This window comes from Bradyrhizobium sp. WBOS07 (assembly GCF_024585165.1).
In the GTDB taxonomy this organism is placed as follows: Bacteria; Pseudomonadota; Alphaproteobacteria; order Rhizobiales; family Xanthobacteraceae; genus Bradyrhizobium; species Bradyrhizobium japonicum_B.
On the sequence record NZ_CP029008.1, the window covers coordinates 1,810,647 to 1,829,646 of the forward strand.

Here is a 19,000-nt window from a genome sequence, read left to right on the forward strand (position 1 = left end):
AGATCGGCGGCCTAGCTTGCTCTCGTTTCGACCCTCGGCAGCGAAGCATGATATTCATCTATGCTGTTGAGATCAATCATGGTCTTGCCCCCCATCTTGTAGGCCCTGATCCTCTCGTGGGCGATCAGCTCATAAGCTTTAGTTCTTCCAAATTTGCCATAGCGGCAACCATCCTTGAACTCGACGAGCCGGCGCCGCTTGTTGTTATCACTCTCAACCATGAGTCCCTGCAAGCGCTTCGATGATCCCCCGATAAGATCAAAACCGCGCTGAGTGAGATGCGCATATCCATGGCGCGACGCTGTCGGTGCGGGCTCGCCAGAAGACCTACCGTTGTGGTGGCTGACGAGATTCCTGCTGACCCGTTTCGGCGCCATCTACGCGTAACCCAATTGCCATGCATCGATCTAAATTGTCTACGATGCCAAACAAAGGGTCCCCTGATGCCGCCCCCAAGTCCAGAGTGCTGTAGCGTGCAAATCGGATGGACGAGGAAGCGCGGCTCGCGGACGCTTGTATTGTCACCTAGTGCTTTTGACGTGAGAGGTTGCGCTGCATGCTGTGGAACAGGCCTGTGCTGCCAACTGCTCGAAGTTTGATATCGGGGACCTGCTCGCCGGAAATGGAAGGCTACAAGCGGTTGCGATCGAGACGCTTGCCTAACTCTCTCAAACTGGCATCGCGGTGAACTACGCGGAACCAGCCATCGGCTGTGTTTCCAAGAGGCTCCACCATGGCAGCGCCCAAGGTGCGCATGGGGCGTCCATCGACGTAGAGTTCGACACGGAGCATGCCCTGATCCGATGCCATTTGGGCTAACAATGTGATCTGGCCGGTCCGAGCGGTGATCCCTTCTCCGGAAGGATCGATTTCCTCGATTGTGAGGATCCCGTGATCGGCAGGACCGCGTACTACGAGGTGTATTCCCGATTGCATCTCTGAATGTCGTTTAGACGGCCGTCCCATTTCGCCGAACGTAAGGTGTGTCGTGACGGACCGAAGGTGAGGTTGCTGTTCCAACGCTTCACGCGCGCGATCGAATGTGTCGGTGGCCGCGTAGAGGTACCGCGCACTATGAACCGTTTGCTGATGATTGAGGAACAGGACCGCATCTTCATCAATATCGATCGGATTGCCGGACCTGAGGCCGTCTCTGTATCGGAACACTCGCTCCTTTTGATCTGCCTCGAGACTCGCTTGTTCAGCGAACTCATAGCGCTTCACAATTGTCGGGCAGTGCAAGGCAATCATAATCTCTGGTGAGATCGGCAGGACGACTAGTATGCCGTGCGAAGTAAGTCCGAGTTCCCCATAGGGAAAAGCATTCATCACTGCGGTGGGATGATCAGAGATTATGAACCGATGGTCCCCGTTTGCTCGGTATAAGGCGGGATACAGGCGCAGAAGCGCGACGACCTGCTCGCTGCGATCAAGGAATGTCCGTACTGCGCCGAGGCGCAGTGCTGCATCGGGGGGCGTCGCCATGGTCGGATTCTGATCCGGATCGTAGCCGAGCTGCCGTGTGATCTCCCGAAGACGATCAGCGAGGTGCGCCCGCGTGGTTCGACTGAAATGCGTGCGAAGCATCTGGGTGGCGAACAAGTCGGCCAAAGCAAGCCGATCATCCTCGGATAGCCAGGCTAGCGATTTGCGCGAGAGGATCTCCGCAATAAGCAAAGCCGACCGGGTGTCGACTTCCTGGAACAGATCTTCGAAGTTCCACTTGCTGGCGCCGAGACTGATGGTGTTGAAGTCGTTCTCTGAGCCAGCGTTGAGGATCGAAGTTCGGAATGATCGATCCGTTTGTTTGTCGAGCACATAGAGAAAACGGCGCTCCGCGTCCGCAGAGAAATTTCGAAGCTGCGCCTGTGGTACGAAGTGGTGCTTTTTAGAAGGCCGGTTCATTGTCTCTATGCGGTGTATTGACACAGAACATCCGAGTTCCTATCGACGCGAACGTTTCGTAGGTAGCAGCTCACTACACCGCTGCCGGGTAGCATCATCAACCGTGAACTCCTCCGGCGATTTACCACCTAATTCCCGCCTCCTGCCTCGCATCCATAAATTAGCTCGCTCGTCGTCGTAATACCGGGATTGGGCGAGCGCGGCGAGCTCCGCCACGGCTTTTGCCTTCCGCTCGCTTGCTCGATGCTGAACCTCAATCTCTCTTGCTCGGTAATGGAGCGCGCGGACCGCATCCTCGTGACCAGCTTCGCTATCCAAAGCGACCTCGATGGGAGGGCGTCCCCCAGTGTTAGAGTTTGTCGTCACGAGCCAGAGTTCCGCTTCTCTCCCGATCTGTCGAAGCGCGCGATGCTGCAGATCGGCGACGCGGGCAGCTTTATCTGCCTCGATTTTCGCTTGATTGGCGCGTTGACGTTCGGCTTCTTCTGCATGCTTGCGCTCAAGTGCGCGCGCCAGGGCGCCGTGGTAGGGAAGCCCAAAAAGGTCTAAGCGTTCTCGCGGCGAGAACCGGATTTGCGTCGCGATATTATCCAGGTCGTTCGTGAGCGATCGCCACTTCGTTTCATCGAAGTCGATCGCATCACGAGGTGAATGGCCGCGTTCCGGGAGCATTGAACTCCACCATTGTTCAAATACGAAAGCAGCGGTCTCATCCGCTGGAAGAGTGGCAATCAGCTCCTCAACTAATTGACGGAGCTCGCGCGTACGCTTGACCGGTCGCGCGCGGAGCTCGCGCGCCTTATCGATCCGTGCCTGTAGCGTATGTGAGGGCCGCCAAATCTCAGTCGGATCCGAATGAACGAAGCCAAGGCGCTCGAGTTGCGTTAGATATGCTTCGACGGCCTGGAAGGGGGAGTTGAACGGAATCCCGGCCGCTCGCACCCCACATACGATTTCGTCCGAAATGTCAGCAAACGATGAGTCGAGCCATCGTCTGCTTCGGAGTGCCGCGAGCCCATTTCGAGTTCGGAAAGGCGTTTTCGTTGGAGCGAGCAATGCTTCCAGAATAGCCGCTTGCCATTCCGCAACGGCCACTGTGAAGCAACCAGCCCCATATACCGGCAGATTGATGAGGTCGGCGAGGCCGTTTTTCCGGGCCGAAGATTCGCATGCCCCGCTTCCCGGGGATTCTGACGGTGAACGATGGCGATAGGAGCCGCGGTAATTTTCGATTTGCGTCCGCCTCTCCTCTGCTCGCTGTAGCGCTCTCACTTCGAGGCGTGCGCGCGCTTCACGTTCCCGCGGATTGTGCAGCCATGTTCGCGGCGCGTCGTAAAGTATCCGGTCTCCGATCTCGCTGAGCTTGTGGTCGCGGTACTGGGAGAGGTCGATCTCGATTGCGCCGACATCCATCGCTTGGATCCGGGCGATTTTTATTGAGTCGCACGGATGAGTGACCTTGAATTCTACGATGAGCCTGCGATCGCGTAAGAGCAGCACGACGTCGGGAACGATCTGCCCATCTTTGGTTTCTAGGATCGCTCGATCGAAAGTACGCTTCGCCGCCCGGACAACAACTTCGCGATCCTTCTGCTCCTCCACGACCTGCGCTGGCAAAGTAATTTCCAGGCGCTCATCCAAAATGAGTTTCGCAAACTTATGCAGGGCCGTCTCGCCGGCGGACGCGCATGACCGGCCATCTTGCTGAGCATTGTGCGCAAAATGGTGGGCCTGCACATCTCCCTTTTTCGCAACCATCCGCCTTCCGCAGCCGGGACAGACGCAGTTGCAGGCGAGCCCGGAGGGCACCTCGCCAATATGCAGGAGTCGACCATCGGCAGATTCGGCGACGAAAGCGCCGCCTTGCTCCGTACAGGCAAACAGTTCTCTCAGGCGTATAGACATCGTCCGGCTGCTCCCTGGCCGGTATCGCCAGGTGGAGTGTCAGCGCCACTCCATCCATCGTGCTACCCGTGATAGGTTTTCCAAGAATAGATCGAGGTATGCTTCACTGCCCAATGCGAACCCTGCTTTAAGCAGTTGTTGCCTGGTAGGAGTTGATTTCAGCTCGTGTTCTATTGAGCGTCGCCCCTCGCTTCGCCAGCCGATGCGACCGACAGACATCCTAGCCTTCCTGTCGCCGTTCTCCAGTTGATCCTTCAGTGCCCTTTCACTGTTCTCTTCAAGGTGGACCAACGCCCCCAGCGCCTCAAAACGATCGAACAGCAGAGCATTGTCTGTGGGGACGCCCAAAAACGCCGTGCCCCACTCGAAGGATACGTCGAATAGATGGTCGCTGAGTGGTGTTTTTCGGCGGTTGTTGCCTGTCGTGAAACCTTCAACGTTATTCCAGAGATTGTCGTCTGACCCCCTCCAGTCCCACAGGAAGAGCGAATTCACGAGACGTTTTGGGTCCCGCTCGTCCCTAGGCATCGAGAGAGAAAACAGGTCATGCAAGGTCTTCCAACGCTCTGCTCTCGCAAGTCCGAGCCCATATGCAGTCATGAGCAGAACGGCCGGATACGTCCTTAGATCAAGCCATATATTCAGGCCGCTGCCCACCTTGTTCGCCCTGGCAACGACGCCGCGGATCGTATCGGCAATGAGTGCAAGCTCGGCGTCATCCCCCCATCGTCCGAGAACACCAAAGGCTTTCGCGAGCGGCTCGGTAGTGGCCTCATAGAGTTTAAGGCGTCGGCGGAATTCCTCAACGGACCACACACCCTGCGGAGAGAGCTCCTTCGCGTCGAGGCGGTCGAAAAGCTTGTTAACTTCCTGTGTGATGACTTCATCGAGTCGAATGCGAAATTCCGGCCTCGCAACGTACCGCTTGATAGAGCCGACGAGGATATCAATCGTCAGCGGACTCTGCTTCCGAGTCTCGGCGAGTGTTTTCACCAGCTCGGCCAACTTCAGAAAAAAGCTATCGGCGTCGGCAACCGGAATGGTCACAGCCTTACGCTGACTGATGATGGGCTCTGCGCCGCTCCCAACTTTCCCCCGTATGCTCCAGAAAGTAGGGTAACGCCTGTTAGGAGCGCGCAACAATGCTGCCCGTAGCGCGTCATCCCACTCGCCTGACCAACCGCAAACTATAAGACCGTGCTCATCCAAAATGCGGTCGAGCAGCGCATCGTATTGCGGCGGATACACGCCTAACTCTTCGTCGGTATTCAGGATGCGTGCATCCTTGTAGTCACCATGAAGCTTCAGCACGTAGCACGGGCTATGTGTGAGCGGCTCGGCTCCTGACAAGCTGTCGACGGAGGTGACGACAGTTGGCTCAACGCCAACTTCTCGCAGTGCATTTTCTAATAGCCGATCGAAATTGGTCGTTAGTATCACTCGGACATACCCGTCGCGAACCAGGCCCGCGATTGCATGGTGCGCGGCTGTCGGAAGTTTCTTACCCTCTGCACGATCGTCTTCGTCAGGCTCGATGTACGAATGTAAGATGGATCGCCGTTCGGCAGGCGAGGCCGCCAGTCCTGCTAGAATCGCTGAATAATCGGGTTCCGCACCATACGTTTTGCGATACCACGTCGCCCAATCGGACTGATTCTTGACGCCTTGCGCGAGCGCGACTCGTCGAACTAGGTCCAAAGTGATTTCCCATCCAGTTGGAATCCCGGCTGCACGAGAGAGACCAGAGCCGAGAAGCAAAGCATAGACACCCTTGCTCTCGAACATCGAGAATGCGAGCTGAGTAATCGGATCGCTTGATAAAATGCTCATGGCAGGCGCGAATCACTAGGAGGGAAGGGTCCGAGCATAGCAAGATTGCGCAGCAATCAATCGCCGCTCGCGCCTGCTCGGGCGCGCCGCTTCTCGTCGTCGGGTACGAATCGGTCGGCGTACACGACGGACGTGCCGCGCTCGCCGTTGCGGACATTGCCGCCGAGCGCGAGCGCCTGGCGGAAGGTGGGCCCGCTCTGGCCCGAAAAGCCGTGCCGCGGCGCTCCAAAGGATCAGCACGTTGATCCCGGAATAATTCCGCCCGGTCGCGGCGTTTGGCAAGTGGCGCCTTCGCAGCCGCCGTCCTCCAAGGTTGGACCCAGGCACGCGCCCGGCCTCAAGTTCTGCGATGATATTGTCGGTAAGTTCATCGTATAGCTCGCCCGGTCCTGGCCAGCCCGAGCTTGTCAGGTCTTTCTGGACATCACCGATCTCCGCGACCGGCGCCGGGGCCCCTCTTTCAGCCCTCAACCCGTCACGGCGAAGCCGGTCCGCACTCTCACTCTGAAGGGGGCGTTGCGGGGGCTCCCCGCAAAAGGGGGCGGCTGAGACGAAGGCCGGCCGCAGGGGATGGCGTTCCCCTCAGAAGCGCAAAGCCGGGTTTCAGCTTCTCAGGATTGGCATCTTTCCGCCTTTCAGGACATCACTCGTCCGGCGGATACTCACGCGGATCGAGCTCGGAAAAGTCGGTCAGCGTGTCGCATCGGATGCAATAGTACATCTGCGAGGCTTCCTGAAAATGCATGCCGCATAGACATCCGCAGAACGGGCAGCATTCGTCGATTTCCAGATCGGCCCATTCCCACACGCCGAGGTATTCGGGAATGGCGTCGCGATCATAACCGACGATCTGGAAAGCATCGGCGTTCTTGGCGACAAATCCAGCGCGGCCGGCGCGCTTGAGAATGGCCAGGATGTCACCCGGCTCGATGTCGAACCATTCTCCACGCACATGGGTCGATCCAAAATGCTTGTGCAGCTCTCGTTCAAGCTGGAAGGCGTCGGTCGCTTCGATCCACCCGAGCAGTCGCAGCTCCAAAGGATTCCCCGTGTGGAGGTTGCGCTGGCGCGCCTCGATGTTCTTCGCCACGCCGATCTTGATCGGGGAGCATCCGTTTTCATCTTCGCCAATGAAATAGACCGGCACGTCGCGCTCCCCGCAGCGTCAACGGAGCCGGTCGAGCAGGGCCTCGACCATTTCCTGATTTGAGTACGCGATGATGTCGAGCGGCCGGCCCTCCTGCCTCATCAGCGTGATCAAAAGGCAGGCCGTGAAGGGCCAGAAGGACGAGCCGGGCGGCAGATTGTAGCCTCCGATCATCGCCGTCAGCCGCTCGGCGATCGGTGGATACTGCCGATTGCCCCAATGCGCGTGGGTCGGCGTCATCGCATGGATGATCACGGCGGCGAGCGCTATTCCCATCGCGCGCTTCTGCTGGACTTGAGCGTAGTTGTCCTATGCTCCTTCGCATAGGCGGCGAGGCCGCTGGTCATGAACTCGCGGGCCCAGTTATCGCAGCCGATTTCCTCCTCGGGCAGTGTCGACGGTGCGCTCTTGTCGGCGCAATACATGACGTGCCGGAATTCGTGCAGCAGCGCGAAGGCCAGGGCAAACGCGACGAGGTCGAACATCGTCTTGTGCTGGACATCTCCCAAGCTGTCGCGGTCAGCGGTCGGCTCGGGGATGTCCGCAGGCCAGGAAATCTGTGCGGTCTGTTCGGCCGCGATGAGCGATTGAGCGGTGCTGACGCGCTGCTTGTAATCGAATTCGTATTGCCCCCGTTCGGCATCGATCTTGAGGGCCTGATCAAGCGGCATTCCGGTCCATGTCGCCACCAGCAGGGCCGGCGAATACACCTCGATGGCACGCCATGCGCTGAAGCCGAGCAGCCAGAAAAAGTCGATCGTCTTGGTGTCGAACTGGATGCGCTTGTCATCGGCCTTCATCGTCACGCCCTTGGTGCTCGGCGCGACTTCCACACCATGACCATACTGGCTCCATAGGCCGCTGATCTCGTCGGCGCGCTCGGGTACAGCCCCGCGCAGGAGATGGAGGACGATGGTCCGGTCGGATGGTTCCGTTTCCATGTTCAACGATGCTCCTTTGATGGGCGAGGACGGCGACGCATGCATGGCGGGCAGATCATGGCCGCTCGCTTTCGCCTTGCGCGCCGGCCATGCGCAGATGAGTGATCGATGAAATGACCGAGTTCGCCCACATGGTGTTGCACTCGACGTCGCCGCCGCGCTCGAACCAATGGGTCGCGCCGGGTATGAGATCGAAGGGAATGGGGTGCGTCGCCTGTGGGTTGTGAAAGACCTCCAGTTCCTGACACCAGGCTTCGCCCCAAGGCCAGAGCGCTTGGTATTCGGCGCTGTCGACCGACAGATCGAAATCAATGGGCTCCAGCGCGCCCGGCGTTCGGTCGAAGAGAATGCCGCGGCGGGTCATCGTGAGGCCCGGCGGCCGCCATCCAGCGAGAAAGCCCATGCGGTTGAATTTGGCGAGCGTCGCCGCGTTGCTGAAGATGACGGCAGAGAGGTGAGCGAAGTCGGGATCGCGGAATAGCCCGGCCGGAATGCCGTGCCTGCCCGTAAGATTGTTGATCGGCGTGCCGATCGCACGTCGCCCGGCGCCTTCGCCTTCGACATCTGCCCGCAGGCCGTAGAGATAGGTCGGCAAAGCCTCGCGGCTCCAAACCATCGAGCCGGATTCATAGAAGTCAGCGATCGCCAGAGCGAAGGGTATCCCCTTTACATGATCCAGCTCATGATAGTTGCGCTGAAGCTTGCCGCGCAGCGTCTTGGCGAAGCGCTCAGCTGGCGCGCCGGTTAAGCGTTCATTTCGATCGACCGGAGCATGCACCCAGTCCCCGATCCCGCCGGAGCGGGGCGTCTCGGAATTCGCGGTCACGGCTTCGATCCAGCAGGCGGCGCCATCGTTCTCGATCAGGAAGTCCGGTGAGACATGCTTCTGCCGGACGATCAGGCCTTGCTCGCGGAAGCAGGCAAGAAGATAGAGTTCGAAGAGGCGGGACGCGAAATTGCTGGTCTGCAGATCGGGGACGAAATTGGCATCCGGATTGGGAAGCGCGAGGTAGCATTCGCCGACCGCCATCAGCGCCGGGAAATGGCTGATCGTGCTCGTCAGCAGGTCGAACTCCGGCGATGTGCCTCGCGATCCGGTCTTCAGCAGAAGCGGCCGTCGCCGTGCGCCCGGCGGCAATGGCTCGGGCGGCTCGCCAGCGCGCATGCTGATGGTGAGCTGATCCAGCGCGGCTTCGGGAGTGGGATAGGGGCCGCCTTCATCGACGCGGACCCAGCGATGATCGACACGCCTGCGCAAGGCCAGGGCGGTGAAGGTCCCGCGCTCCGGATCGAGGAGGATGCAGCCGCTCGCGCTGCCGTGTCCGGCTTGATAGCTCCCGAAGATCTGCGCGGGATCAAAATTGGGCCCACGTTCGAGCGACAGCGCATAGAGCTCAAACTGCCGCTGGCTGATCGGCGTGATCAGTCGCTGCTCATCGCCGACGGCCATGATCAACCTCACGGAACGGAAGGCGCCAGACGCGGGCACTCGGGCGCATCGTCATGATGCCTCCGCTGCGGCTTGCGCCAGAATGTCGTTGGCCTCCCACTCGTCGCCGCGCGGCGTGATGACGAACTCGCGATCCCAGACGCCCCAGCTTGTCGCCAGCGGAACCTGCGCCAAGGGGTTGTGGACATAGGTCAGCGGGCGGCTTCGACGCGAGAGGTTGCCGAGGCCAACGCGCGACCAGATCACACCTGAGATGTCAGCGAAACGCTCGTCGAGAAACGCCGTGCGCGGGATCGGATTGCGTTCGCGGTCGATGAAGGGGGCCGGGTGAAATCCTTCGTCAACGACGTTGCCGGTCTCGCGATCGATGGTGATGTAGGCATCTCCGATCGGAAATAACGTGGTCATGATCAGCGGCAACGGCTGGTCGGCGACATAGACGCCGAAGCGGCTCGCACTGATCGCGATGATCCTCGTGTCTTCCGGGCCGATCACACCCTGTTCGAGATAGCGCGCGATCCTCTGCGCCTTGGTCCAGAACGCCCCGGACGTGCGCAACTGCGCCTGACGGATCGGTGCGGCGAAGAGGCCGCCGCCCTCGTTGAGGGGGACCGGACGCACGATCTGGTCAGGACCCGGTGCGCCTTCATCTGGGGTAATGGCCTCGATCCAGATTCGGCGGCCATCTTCCAGGACGCAGAGGTCCGGCTGACCGCCTTCGCGCTGGCGCTCGACGACGGGAAGCAGGGTGCGGCCCGCCTCGAGCAGCGTGCAGCCCAGATACATCTCCCAAAATCGGCCATCGACATCGCGTGCGAAACCCTGCCGAAAGTCGGGGTCGGCATAAGGCTCGTAACGCCCCCACATCTCTTGCAGCATGGCGTGAAGCTGCTGCTCGATCGGAAGCTCGGCGGCTTTCAGGTTTTCAAACCCGCGATCGAGATTGGCGCCGTCGACATCGAATAGATCAGTCATCATCTGCTCGTCTCATGCCCGGCGCAGCATCCGCTCGATGCGAACACGGTGGAAGCCGTGCGAATGGACCTGCTGACGAAGCTGCTTGATGTCGTTGACGCCGAACGCCACCGCCGCTTTTAGCGGGCTGGCGAAGGTAGCGTAGAAGGTCCAGCGCGCGCCGTTCGGCAGCGTCGGATTTTGCCGGCGATCGGTGATAACGACGTCGCGCGGATCACTGCTGTTGCGGAAGGCGTGAAAGGTGAACCAGTCAGGCCGGCGATAGCGTGCCGCCTTGCTGAAGGGCACCGACTGAACTTTCACATCGGTCTGGTCGAGCACCCAATCTCGCTGCTCCAGGATCTGCCGCACCATATGGCCGACCATCTGCTTCACGCGGTCGGCCAAGACCTCCTCGCGGAATTCCGCCAGGAGCTGCTCCTCGATGCCTTCGACCGCGGGCTTGCCGAGTTCGGACGCGGTCTCCAGGCGGGCGACGTTTTCGGGCCGCGTGAGAAAGGCCCAGATGCGCTGGCCAAGTTCGGAGGCGTAGAGCGACGCAAATTTTTCGGGGCTATAGGTAAACATGACAGGCCTTCCTTTACCGGGCAAATATGGCCGGTTATAAGCTCCTGTCAATGGTGCGCGCTGCGCGTCCGCAGATATCGCGGGGAGGCTGGATTGGATTTCGAGGATCTCGTGACGGCGCTCGAGCCGCCGCCGAACCGCGCCGGAAAATCGGACGGCGCCCACGAACATCATCTGTATGAGGGCGCGGTGATGGTCGCCTACGCGATGCACTTGCTCCGCACGCAGGGCGCACGGGACGTCCGTGTCCATCCCGACGGCGAGCACGGAAAGCAGTTCGATTTCGCGGGCTGGCTGGGGCGGCGAGCGTTCACCAAGGTCTCCGGCGTCGGTAGCACCGCCTATGGCGGAGTCTATCGAAATCCGGCGGGCCAGACGATCACCGTCAACCCGAAGTCCGGGCTCGGTGATGTCGTCGCGAATATCGGCGACCACGTCATCTCGGCCGAATGCAAGGGCGGCATTATCAACGCGCGGCATCCAGGCCAGTTGTCGCGGCTCTACCGGGGTCTTTGCGAGACCGTAGGCCTGCTGATGGCCACGCCATCGCAGGGGCGTCAGGTGGCCGTGGTTCCGCTGACGGACGGCACCTTGCGCCTGGCCGAGCGGCTCGCGCCGCGGTGCGCCTTGGCCGGCATCGAGATCGCGCTCGTCGGCAGCCGCGGCGAGGTTTTGGAAGTGAAAGCTAGAGAGGCGGCCAAGCAGGCGGCGGAAAGGAACGACACGTGAAACGGGTGCTGACTGTCGGGCTGACTTACACCGGCGACAAGATCGATGGCGTGGAGATCGAAAATCTCGGGCTCTGCCAGCCCGATGTCGATCGAGAGCGGGCGGCCTATCCGCTCTACGAATACGACACGATCATCATCAATCCGGAGAGCTACACGCATTTTCTGTTCGGTAAGGCCGGAGAGTTTTCGAACGAACTTTACGAGCTGGGCAAGCTGAAGGGGCAGAATGACCGCTACGACCTCGACTCCGCCTTCGATGGCGAGGACCGACGCAAGGAGATGGAGGCCGCGATTGCGGGTGGCGCGACGGTCGTTTGGTGCCTGTCCGAGCCGAAGCGGGTGAACTTCTTCGGCTATCGCGAAACCCATCTTGGATATGTGGCGCCGAAAGTGGCGAGTTTCGTAAAGCGTTCGGAGCTTCTCATTAAGAAGGGGCGCAGGATGGGGCCGGTCGATCTCGACAGCCCCTTCGCGCGCTATTTCGAGGTTCTGTCGCGGACCGGCGGCTGGACGCTGTGCCTATCCGATCCCGGCGAAGGCTATGGGTCGATCGCCGCGACGCCGGAGGGCTACAGCCTCGGCGGTCAGCTGATGCTCGGCACCCCGACGGGCTGGCTGCTGACGCCGCCGACGTCGCAGGAAGCCCAGAACCAGCTCGTTCGCGACAGCCTCGCGTTGGAGAAGGCCGATCCGGCGCATGAGAAGTATCACGGCATCTTCCTGAGCCATACTGGCGTCGACAAACCCTTCGTGCGCCAGCTTCGCAAGGATCTGCTCGCTCATGGCGTAGAGCATGTGTGGCTGGACGAGGCCGAAATCGACATCGGGGACTCGCTGATCGCCAAGATCGAAGAGGGGATGAAGCTCAGCCGCTACATCGCCGTCGTCCTGTCGAAAAAGTCGATCGGCGCTCCTTGGGTGAAGAAGGAGCTCGACGTGGCGATGAACCGCGAGATCGCGAGCGGCGAGGTGGTCGTGCTGCCGCTGCTCTACGAGGAATGTGAGCTGCCAGAGTTCTTGAAAGGCAAGCTCTACGCCGATTTCTCCAAGCCCGAGGAGTACGAGGCGGTCCTCGGCAAGCTTTTGCGGCGGCTCCGGATCTCCTGATGAGCGAGACGGGTCCGAGAATGGCGATGCTGATGGCGATGACGGACCTGTGGCGCATACGACCGCCCGGGCCCGACAATATTCTTGCGCACCCGGCCTTCATGCGGCTGCGTGAGATCTGCCGCGACGACTACCCAAACGCCGGCAAGAAGGGGCCGAACTTCGCGCTCTCGACGGCATTGCGGGCGTTGGGCCTTCCATGTCACCTGCAGAAGGACACGGCCCATCTTGCCATGCCTGTGGAGGAAGCGGCGAAGGGATTGGACGCGGCGCTGCGCGCTACCCGGGCCAGGCGCATTCACCTTGCGCCGCTCGATCTTGCCGCCGACCTGCCGCCGCACGCATTCGGTCCGGCCAGGGTGTGCCGGTTGAGCGCCGACGAGCTGCGCGGCGTGATCGATGCGCGCCGGCTGAGGCGGCTTTATCCGCGTCAGGACTTCGATGCCGAGCGCTTCGCCGAATTCCACTGGCTGATCGTTGAGGAGGTCGTGGTGCTCGAGCAGGAGCCGGAGGAACGCGCGGTCCCGGTCCTGTTCATGGACCTGAGCCTAGATCTGGGGCGGGTCGAACCGCATCAAGGGCGGTTCCCGACTGCCTTGGAAGAAGCGCTGTTCTTCCTCCTGCTGGCCCCCTGGGAGAGCTGGTCGACCATGCAGGAAGTCGATTGGCGGGGCTTCCGTGTGCCATGGGTCTACACGATCGACAGCGACATCTTCGTTCGTCCCAGTTCGCCGCCGTCCCCCGACACGTTGAGCTGGGAGGACCGGGTCTACGACGATGGCTATGGCGGGACATACGAGGAAGAGCGCCCGGTCGAGCTGCACCTAGAAGAGGATGCAAAGACCGAGCTGACGGTGTGGGACCAGAGCCGATGGACGACCGTCGAGCAGGCGAAGCAATCGGTTTTGTTTGAGACGCCGATCCCTCACTTCCTCGTCCGCGCGTTCCTGGCCGAGGGCGTGGATGAATTCCTTGCGCACATCACGACGATCGAGGCGGCGCTCGGCTTGCGCGCGGACTATCAGAAGAATTTTCGCATCGCGCCTGACCGCCACAAAGGGATGCGCGCCACGAATAGAATTCGGGGACGGGTGGCCGGCCTGCTGGGCGATCGACGCTTCGCCGATCAGTATGAGCAGCTCTTCAACGTGCGAAGCGCATTCCTGCACGGCCGAGCCATGACCGCCATCTCGACGAAAGAGCGGGTGATGGCGCGGTCGTTGGCCCGCCAGATCGTCGAGGCGTTGATCCTTGCGACGCTCGCGGGGCCGATCAGCTCGCGGGAGGATTTCCTGGATGGTCTACTCGACAGGGGTTCGCCCTTGATCTAGCCGAAATAGACGGCTCCCCAGCAAGTCCGCTGGCTTGAAAACTGTCAGAAAACCGCGTATATTTCTGACAGGAGAACGGCCATGCAACGGTTAACCGAACAGATTCTCGCGCATGCCGAAGGGTTGCCGGAAGGTACGCCCGTGGCGGCTAAGAGCTTGCTTCACCTCGGTAATCGCGCCGCGGTGGATCAGGCTTTGTCGCGTCTGACTGAGCGGGGCCAACTGATCCGGGCCGGTCGCGGCGTCTATCTCCGTCCCATCACGAGCCGGTTCGGAACGAGGGCCCCCTCCGTCCAGCAAGCGGTCGAGGCGCTCGCCAACCAGCGCGGCGAAGTCATCGTCCCGAGCGGGGCGGCGGCGGCCAACACTCTCGGCCTGACGACCCAGGTGCCGGTTCGGTCGGTCTATCTAACCTCCGGCCGCAGCCGAACGATGAATCTCGGCAAACAGGTTGTCGAACTTCGTCATGCTCCGCGCTGGCAACTCGCCCTGGCTCATAAGCCGGCTGGCGAGGCGGTGCGGGCGTTGGCCTGGCTTGGGCCGGAGAAAGCGGAAGCCGCCTTGAAAACGTTGAAGCGGAAGCTCTCGCCGTCCACTTTCAGCGAACTGGTCGCGGCAGCGCCGCAGCTTCCGACCTGGCTCGCGCGCAGCGTAGGAAAGGCGGCGCATGGCTGACGCCTTTCTCCACCTTCCGGTCGCTGACCGCCGCGAGGCGCTAAGCGTCGCGGCCGATCAGTCGGGACGACCGGCGCACCTTCTCGAGAAGGATGTGTGGGTGGTTTGGGCGCTCGCCACGCTCTACGGGTCGGCGCTCGGCGAGCATCTGGTGTTCAAGGGCGGCACGTCACTGTCGAAGGCCTATGGGGTCATCCGGCGGTTTTCCGAGGACGTCGACCTGACCTACGACATCCGGGCGATCGCGCCCGACCTGGTGGACGGCAACGGCGAGGCGTTGCCGAAAACACGTAGCGAGGAGAAGCGCTGGTCGAGCGAGGTGCGCAAGCGCTTGCCGGATTGGGTGGCGGGCACCGCGCAGCCGGTCGTCGCGGACGCGTTGGCTGCCGCGACGTTGGCGGCTGCCGTCCGCGTGGAAGGCGAGAAGCTGTTTGTCGACTACGAGGCGACCACCGCTGGCTCGGGCTACGTCGCACCGAGTGTGATGCTGGAGTTCGGGGCGCGATCAACGGGCGAGCCGGCGAGCCTCCGCGACATCAAATGCGATGCATCCGGCCTGGTTGAAGGCGTAACGTTCCCAACAGCGCGGCCGCGCGTGATGCACGCCGAGCGGACCTTCTGGGAGAAGGCGACGGCTGTCCACGTCTTCTGCCTCCAGCAGCGGCTGCGCGGTGATCGCTTCGCACGCCACTGGCATGACATAGCGCGTCTGGATGACGCCGGCCTGGCGGATGCGGCTTTCGCCGATAGGGAGCTGGCGAACGCGGTCGCGCGCCACAAGGGCATGTTCTTCGTTGAGAGGGCGGCCGATCGAAGTCCGATCGATTATGCGGCTGCCGTGAATGGCGGTTTGCAGCTCGTGCCTGGCGGTGATGCCGCGAAGGCGCTGGAAGAAGATTATGGTCGCATGGTCGAGGACGGTCTGCTGTTGGAAGATGCTGAAACCTTCGAGGTCCTCATGGCGCGGAGTGCAGATGTCGCGCGCCGGGCAAACGAGGCGGCGAAATAGAGATTTGGGGGGAATGCGGTGGCGGATGCAGACAAGACGGAGCCATCGAAGCTCACATTCAAGTTTATTCGCGGCGTCGAGGGTGAGAAGGCTGATTATGATTGGCCTGATGGGGCGGATATTGTCAGAAAGGCGTTGGCTGAGTCACTGAATGCCAAAAATGTGGCGTTCCTCCTGGGAGCTGGCTGTTCTTCGTCGTGGGCTAATGACAAGGAGGTCGGCATCCCAACGATGGCGCCCCTCGCGAAGGAATTCACGGCGGCACCGAAGGAAGGGGATCAATCGTTCCCGACAGCCGACGAACGTGATGCTCTGTTGAAGCAGTTTGGAATCGACCTCGGTGCCGCGGAGTATGCGCGCAACCTAGAGCGGCTGATGGAGCTTCTTTTCAGCCTGCGCTTCGTCTTAGTGCGCAGTTCGCTGAGTGATGCCGCCACAAGACTCAAGACTGTCGAATCGATCATCAAGAAGGTTCAAACATTTCTTTGGGCCAAATGCACGAACGGCGCCTTCGCGAATGGCGACCATACCGTCGTTGGCCTTTATGAATCCTTCTATCGCAAGCTTGTGCTGCGCGACCGATCTCTTCCGCGTCCTTGGGTGTTCACCACGAACTACGATCTCTTCAACGAGACCGCAATGGATAGGCTCGGCCTGCCATACACGAACGGCTTCTCCGGCGTTGTCGAACGGCGGTTCAATCCAGCGACGTTTCGGTACGCCCTCGCTGAACAGCTCGATGTCACCAGCCGCAAGTGGTCTGCGGTCGATGGCTTTGTCTATCTGTGTAAGATTCATGGGTCCATTAGTTGGACAGAGGACGATCACGGACTTTTCCCGATCCGAGAAACGGCCGTCTCCAAAGAACCGGGCAAGGTGATGATCTATCCGACGCCTGCCAAGCAGAATTCGAGCCTTGGGTCTCCCTATGCCGATCTGTTTCGGGAATTCCAGTCACGCATTGTTCGCGAACAGAGCGTGCTATTTACGATGGGGTATGCCTTCGGCGACGAGCACATCAACAATATCATCTATCAGGCCCTGACGATTCCCACGTTCCGGCTCGTGATCTTTGTAGATCCAGATTTGGACGGGGAGATTGCGAAGCTTCGCGCGCTAAATGATCCACGAATTTGGATCATTGGGGGTGCCGGACGCAGCGCCGGACGCAAAGCCCATTACTTCGACACCATTATCGAAGAGTTCATGCCGCAACGCCCGAGCGAGCGCATTGATGACGCCGTTCGGAAGGTGATCGAGGCGATGGCCCCGAAGAAGGAGGCCGCGGCTCCCCAGAAGGGGGAGGATGACGATGAGTCGTGACGATCGGAAGCGCGCAATCGGCAAGGTGGTCTCGGTCGCGGCCGACCGTTTCGTGATCGAGATGCATGCGGGCACCGACAACTTCACCGTCGTCGGATTCGACGACGTTCACTATGTCGCCAGGCTCGGATCGTTCCTGATGGTCGCGGTGCAAACCGAGTACGTGGTTGTCGAGGTCGTCGGCCTGCGTGAGCGCGACGTTGGTCATGTTAGTCGCAGTGAAGGGGAGCTGGATAAGGCTTCTTCGGCGAAGTACCTCGATGTCGTTCCCGTCGGGATGCTGCCTCAAGATCGGCGCGAAAGGTTTCGCTTCGGCGTCTCCGTGTTCCCGTCACTCTACGGCGACGCACTGTATGCGCTGGACGCTGAACTGGATCGAGTCTTCGAAACCGATCATCCTTCGGAGCCTACACCCCCGATCGACAATGTTCCACCCACGCCACCTGATGCCACCCGCTATCGCGCATTGACGATCGGCCGGTCCGTCATATTCGAGGGTTACGACGTTAAGGTCAGGATCGATGATTTCTTCGGCGGACACACTGCCGTCCTGGGAAACACAGGGAGCGGGAAGTCCTGCACGGTCGCATCGGTCCTCCAATCCTTGTTCGAAAAGGCGGAAGAACACCATGCTCGCGGTGCCACGTTCGTCGTATTCGACGTCAATGGAGAATATGCGAAGGCGCTGTCGCCGCTCGCAAAGCGCAAGCAGATCGGCGTGGACCATGTCATTCTGGACGGCACCGCACGCACGGAGCGTTTTCGTCTGCCCCATTGGTTTCTGGAGCAGTCAGAGTGGGAGCTGCTTCTGCAGGCCAGCGAGCGCACCCAACTACCGATACTGCGCATGGCGCTCGGGCTGGCAACATTGTTCTCAGCGGGCAGCGCGGCGGAGCTGAAGGGGATCAAGAACCACATTCTGGCAACCTGCCTGAGCCAAATTCTTCGTGACGACACAGGCAGTCCGTCAAAACACGATCGCATGGTCGGTCTGCTGCAAAGATTCAACACGCCGGAGATCAACAATCAAAAGATCGCGCCATTCATCAAAATCGGCTTCGGCCAGATGGCCAACCCTGCCGGTTTAACAACCTATTTGTTGGGAAACGCCAATGGCGGCGGATTTATCATCGAAGGTTTGAAATTCCCGGCATATGCCAACCTTCCCTTTGAGTTTTCCGCGTTGGGAGAGGCGCTCGATCTGGCGATCCTATACGAGGAGGCTCACGGTAACCGTCAGATCCGAGATTACTGCTCGCAGATGCTGACGCGTTTTAAGTCGCTCGAGGAGCGACCTGAATATGCGTTCCTGCGCTACGACCTTCAAGGAAGCCAAGCTGGGCCGTCGCTCGAAAACTTCCTTGAGCAGCTCCTCGGTTTGGCACGCGACGGAGCGGGTTGGGTCAAACGCAACCAGATCGTCATCATCGACATGAATGCGGTGGAGGATGAGGTTGTCGAGCTCGTAGCGTCAGTGCTCGCTAGAATGGCCTTTCGGCTGCTCCGACAAGCAGATCCACGCAATCGGTTTCCGATCCATCTGCTTCTTGAGGAAGCGCATCGATACATCGCGGAGAAGCCATCCCGCTATGCCATAGACGCCAGCAGAGTTTACGAGCGGATTGCCAAGGAAGGGCGAAAGTACGGGCTGTTCATTCTCGCCGCTTCGCAGAGGCCCAGTGAACTCTCGAAGACCATTCTTTCGCAGTGCTCGAATTTCGTCATCCATCGAATCCAGAATCCCGACGACCTTGCTCATATACGGCAGATGACCCCGTTCATCTCCGAGGCGGTCCTGAAGCGGCTCCCGTCGCTTCCGAAGCAGCATGCGCTGGTCTTCGGCACCTCCGTGAACCTTCCCACGACCTTTCGCGTGCGCGACGCAAATCCTTTGCCTGCAAGCGATGACGCGAGAATTAGAGATTTGTGGTTCCATGAGGAGGGGCGAGCGGCTCAGGTTCGCATTACGCCGGCAACTTTCGAACATGGCGATGATAGCGTCGCGGCTGAGGGGAAATGAGTCGACGATCGATAGTTGTCGAAGGGCCGCTTGCATTCCGTACAGCGCGGATCGCTGCCGCACAGCGAGCGGATTCTGGGCTGC

17 protein-coding genes and 1 pseudogene are annotated in these 19,000 nt (G+C 60.4%); 7 read left to right on the plus strand and 11 right to left on the minus strand.

All coding sequences use genetic code 11. From position 1 onward, the window contains the following. Positions 1 to 11 precede the first annotated feature (11 nt). From DCM79_RS08470 to DCM79_RS08525, 11 genes and pseudogenes are all read right to left on the minus strand, one after another. Positions 12 to 377 (minus strand): hypothetical protein, encoded by a 366-nt coding sequence (locus DCM79_RS08470; RefSeq protein ID WP_237863170.1) that lies wholly within the window; start codon positions 375 to 377, stop codon positions 12 to 14. A 253-nt stretch (positions 378 to 630) separates the two neighbouring features. Then, positions 631 to 1,905 carry a DUF4238 domain-containing protein gene (locus tag DCM79_RS08475; protein WP_006022658.1) on the minus strand — a complete coding sequence of 425 codons (1,275 nt, stop codon included), beginning with the start codon at positions 1,903 to 1,905 and terminating at the stop codon, positions 631 to 633. A 39-nt stretch (positions 1,906 to 1,944) separates the two neighbouring features. Next, positions 1,945 to 3,810 carry a hypothetical protein gene (locus DCM79_RS08480; protein ID WP_006022657.1) on the minus strand — a complete coding sequence of 622 codons (1,866 nt, stop codon included), beginning with the start codon at positions 3,808 to 3,810 and terminating at the stop codon, positions 1,945 to 1,947. A gap of 39 nt (positions 3,811 to 3,849) precedes the next feature. Then, the gene (locus DCM79_RS08485; RefSeq protein ID WP_006022656.1) at positions 3,850 to 5,640 is read right to left on the minus strand and encodes an SIR2 family protein; all 1,791 of its coding nucleotides are present in this window, start codon (positions 5,638 to 5,640) and stop codon (positions 3,850 to 3,852) included. A 56-nt stretch (positions 5,641 to 5,696) separates the two neighbouring features. Further along, positions 5,697 to 5,967 (minus strand): annotated as a pseudogene (locus DCM79_RS31835) (ArdC-like ssDNA-binding domain-containing protein). Between the two features lie 316 nt (positions 5,968 to 6,283). Beyond that, positions 6,284 to 6,787, minus strand: a complete 504-nt coding sequence (locus DCM79_RS08500) for a GIY-YIG nuclease family protein (protein WP_006022655.1) — start codon at positions 6,785 to 6,787, stop codon at positions 6,284 to 6,286. A gap of 18 nt (positions 6,788 to 6,805) precedes the next feature. Next, positions 6,806 to 7,063 (minus strand): hypothetical protein, encoded by a 258-nt coding sequence (locus DCM79_RS08505; protein ID WP_006022654.1) that lies wholly within the window; start codon positions 7,061 to 7,063, stop codon positions 6,806 to 6,808. Beyond that, a complete protein-coding gene (locus tag DCM79_RS08510; RefSeq protein ID WP_158267765.1) occupies positions 7,054 to 7,734 on the minus strand; it encodes a phage exclusion protein Lit family protein in 681 nt (226 codons plus the stop codon). The genes DCM79_RS08505 and DCM79_RS08510 overlap by 10 nt, the downstream gene beginning before the upstream one ends. Positions 7,735 to 7,783: 49 nt before the next feature. Next, the gene (locus DCM79_RS08515) at positions 7,784 to 9,178 is read right to left on the minus strand and encodes a hypothetical protein (RefSeq protein WP_006022652.1); all 1,395 of its coding nucleotides are present in this window, start codon (positions 9,176 to 9,178) and stop codon (positions 7,784 to 7,786) included. 51 nt (positions 9,179 to 9,229) lie between these two features. Beyond that, complete coding sequence (locus DCM79_RS08520; protein WP_249131581.1) at positions 9,230 to 10,057, minus strand: hypothetical protein; 828 nt, start codon at positions 10,055 to 10,057, stop codon at positions 9,230 to 9,232. Between the two features lie 108 nt (positions 10,058 to 10,165). Beyond that, positions 10,166 to 10,720, minus strand: a complete 555-nt coding sequence (locus tag DCM79_RS08525; protein ID WP_006022650.1) for a hypothetical protein — start codon at positions 10,718 to 10,720, stop codon at positions 10,166 to 10,168. Between the two features lie 93 nt (positions 10,721 to 10,813). Between DCM79_RS08525 and DCM79_RS08530 the strand changes: the two genes are divergently transcribed. The 7 genes from DCM79_RS08530 to DCM79_RS08560 all read left to right on the plus strand — a co-directional run bounded on the left by DCM79_RS08530 (position 10,814) and on the right by DCM79_RS08560 (position 18,916). Beyond that, positions 10,814 to 11,449, plus strand: coding sequence for a hypothetical protein (locus DCM79_RS08530; RefSeq protein WP_006022649.1), 636 nt, complete (start codon positions 10,814 to 10,816; stop codon positions 11,447 to 11,449). Further along, entirely contained in the window at positions 11,446 to 12,558 is a 1,113-nt protein-coding gene (locus DCM79_RS08535; protein ID WP_006022648.1) for a toll/interleukin-1 receptor domain-containing protein, read from the plus strand. Before DCM79_RS08530 ends, DCM79_RS08535 begins: the two co-directional genes overlap by 4 nt. After that, a complete protein-coding gene (locus DCM79_RS08540) occupies positions 12,558 to 13,889 on the plus strand; it encodes a hypothetical protein (protein ID WP_006022647.1) in 1,332 nt (443 codons plus the stop codon). The genes DCM79_RS08535 and DCM79_RS08540 overlap by 1 nt, the downstream gene beginning before the upstream one ends. 81 nt (positions 13,890 to 13,970) lie before the next feature. Beyond that, the gene (locus DCM79_RS08545; protein WP_006022646.1) at positions 13,971 to 14,564 is read left to right on the plus strand and encodes an AbiEi antitoxin N-terminal domain-containing protein; all 594 of its coding nucleotides are present in this window, start codon (positions 13,971 to 13,973) and stop codon (positions 14,562 to 14,564) included. After that, on the plus strand, positions 14,557 to 15,573 hold the full coding sequence (locus tag DCM79_RS08550; RefSeq protein ID WP_006022645.1) for a nucleotidyl transferase AbiEii/AbiGii toxin family protein: 1,017 nt from the start codon (positions 14,557 to 14,559) through the stop codon (positions 15,571 to 15,573). Before DCM79_RS08545 ends, DCM79_RS08550 begins: the two co-directional genes overlap by 8 nt. Before the next feature lie 18 nt (positions 15,574 to 15,591). Further along, positions 15,592 to 16,896 (plus strand): SIR2 family protein, encoded by a 1,305-nt coding sequence (locus tag DCM79_RS08555; protein WP_006022644.1) that lies wholly within the window; start codon positions 15,592 to 15,594, stop codon positions 16,894 to 16,896. Further along, entirely contained in the window at positions 16,886 to 18,916 is a 2,031-nt protein-coding gene (locus DCM79_RS08560; protein ID WP_006022643.1) for an ATP-binding protein, read from the plus strand. The genes DCM79_RS08555 and DCM79_RS08560 overlap by 11 nt, the downstream gene beginning before the upstream one ends. Positions 18,917 to 19,000 lie beyond the last annotated feature (84 nt).

What these genes read in the sequence shown, in the direction of transcription:
- DCM79_RS08470 (WP_237863170.1), bottom strand. Translation starts at nt 377, where the DNA reads ATGGCGCCGAAACGGGTCAGCAGGAATCTCGTCAGCCACCACAACGGT.
- DCM79_RS08475 (WP_006022658.1), bottom strand. Translation starts at nt 1,905, where the DNA reads ATGAACCGGCCTTCTAAAAAGCACCACTTCGTACCACAGGCGCAGCTT.
- DCM79_RS08480 (WP_006022657.1), bottom strand. Translation starts at nt 3,810, where the DNA reads ATGTCTATACGCCTGAGAGAACTGTTTGCCTGTACGGAGCAAGGCGGC.
- DCM79_RS08485 (WP_006022656.1), bottom strand. Translation starts at nt 5,640, where the DNA reads ATGAGCATTTTATCAAGCGATCCGATTACTCAGCTCGCATTCTCGATG.
- DCM79_RS08505 (WP_006022654.1), bottom strand. Translation starts at nt 7,063, where the DNA reads ATGGGAATAGCGCTCGCCGCCGTGATCATCCATGCGATGACGCCGACC.
- DCM79_RS08515 (WP_006022652.1), bottom strand. Translation starts at nt 9,178, where the DNA reads ATGGCCGTCGGCGATGAGCAGCGACTGATCACGCCGATCAGCCAGCGG.
- DCM79_RS08520 (WP_249131581.1), bottom strand. Translation starts at nt 10,057, where the DNA reads ATGCTGCAAGAGATGTGGGGGCGTTACGAGCCTTATGCCGACCCCGAC.
- DCM79_RS08525 (WP_006022650.1), bottom strand. Translation starts at nt 10,720, where the DNA reads ATGTTTACCTATAGCCCCGAAAAATTTGCGTCGCTCTACGCCTCCGAA.
- DCM79_RS08540 (WP_006022647.1), top strand. Translation starts at nt 12,558, where the DNA reads ATGAGCGAGACGGGTCCGAGAATGGCGATGCTGATGGCGATGACGGAC.
- DCM79_RS08545 (WP_006022646.1), top strand. Translation starts at nt 13,971, where the DNA reads ATGCAACGGTTAACCGAACAGATTCTCGCGCATGCCGAAGGGTTGCCG.
- DCM79_RS08550 (WP_006022645.1), top strand. Translation starts at nt 14,557, where the DNA reads ATGGCTGACGCCTTTCTCCACCTTCCGGTCGCTGACCGCCGCGAGGCG.
- DCM79_RS08560 (WP_006022643.1), top strand. Translation starts at nt 16,886, where the DNA reads ATGAGTCGTGACGATCGGAAGCGCGCAATCGGCAAGGTGGTCTCGGTC.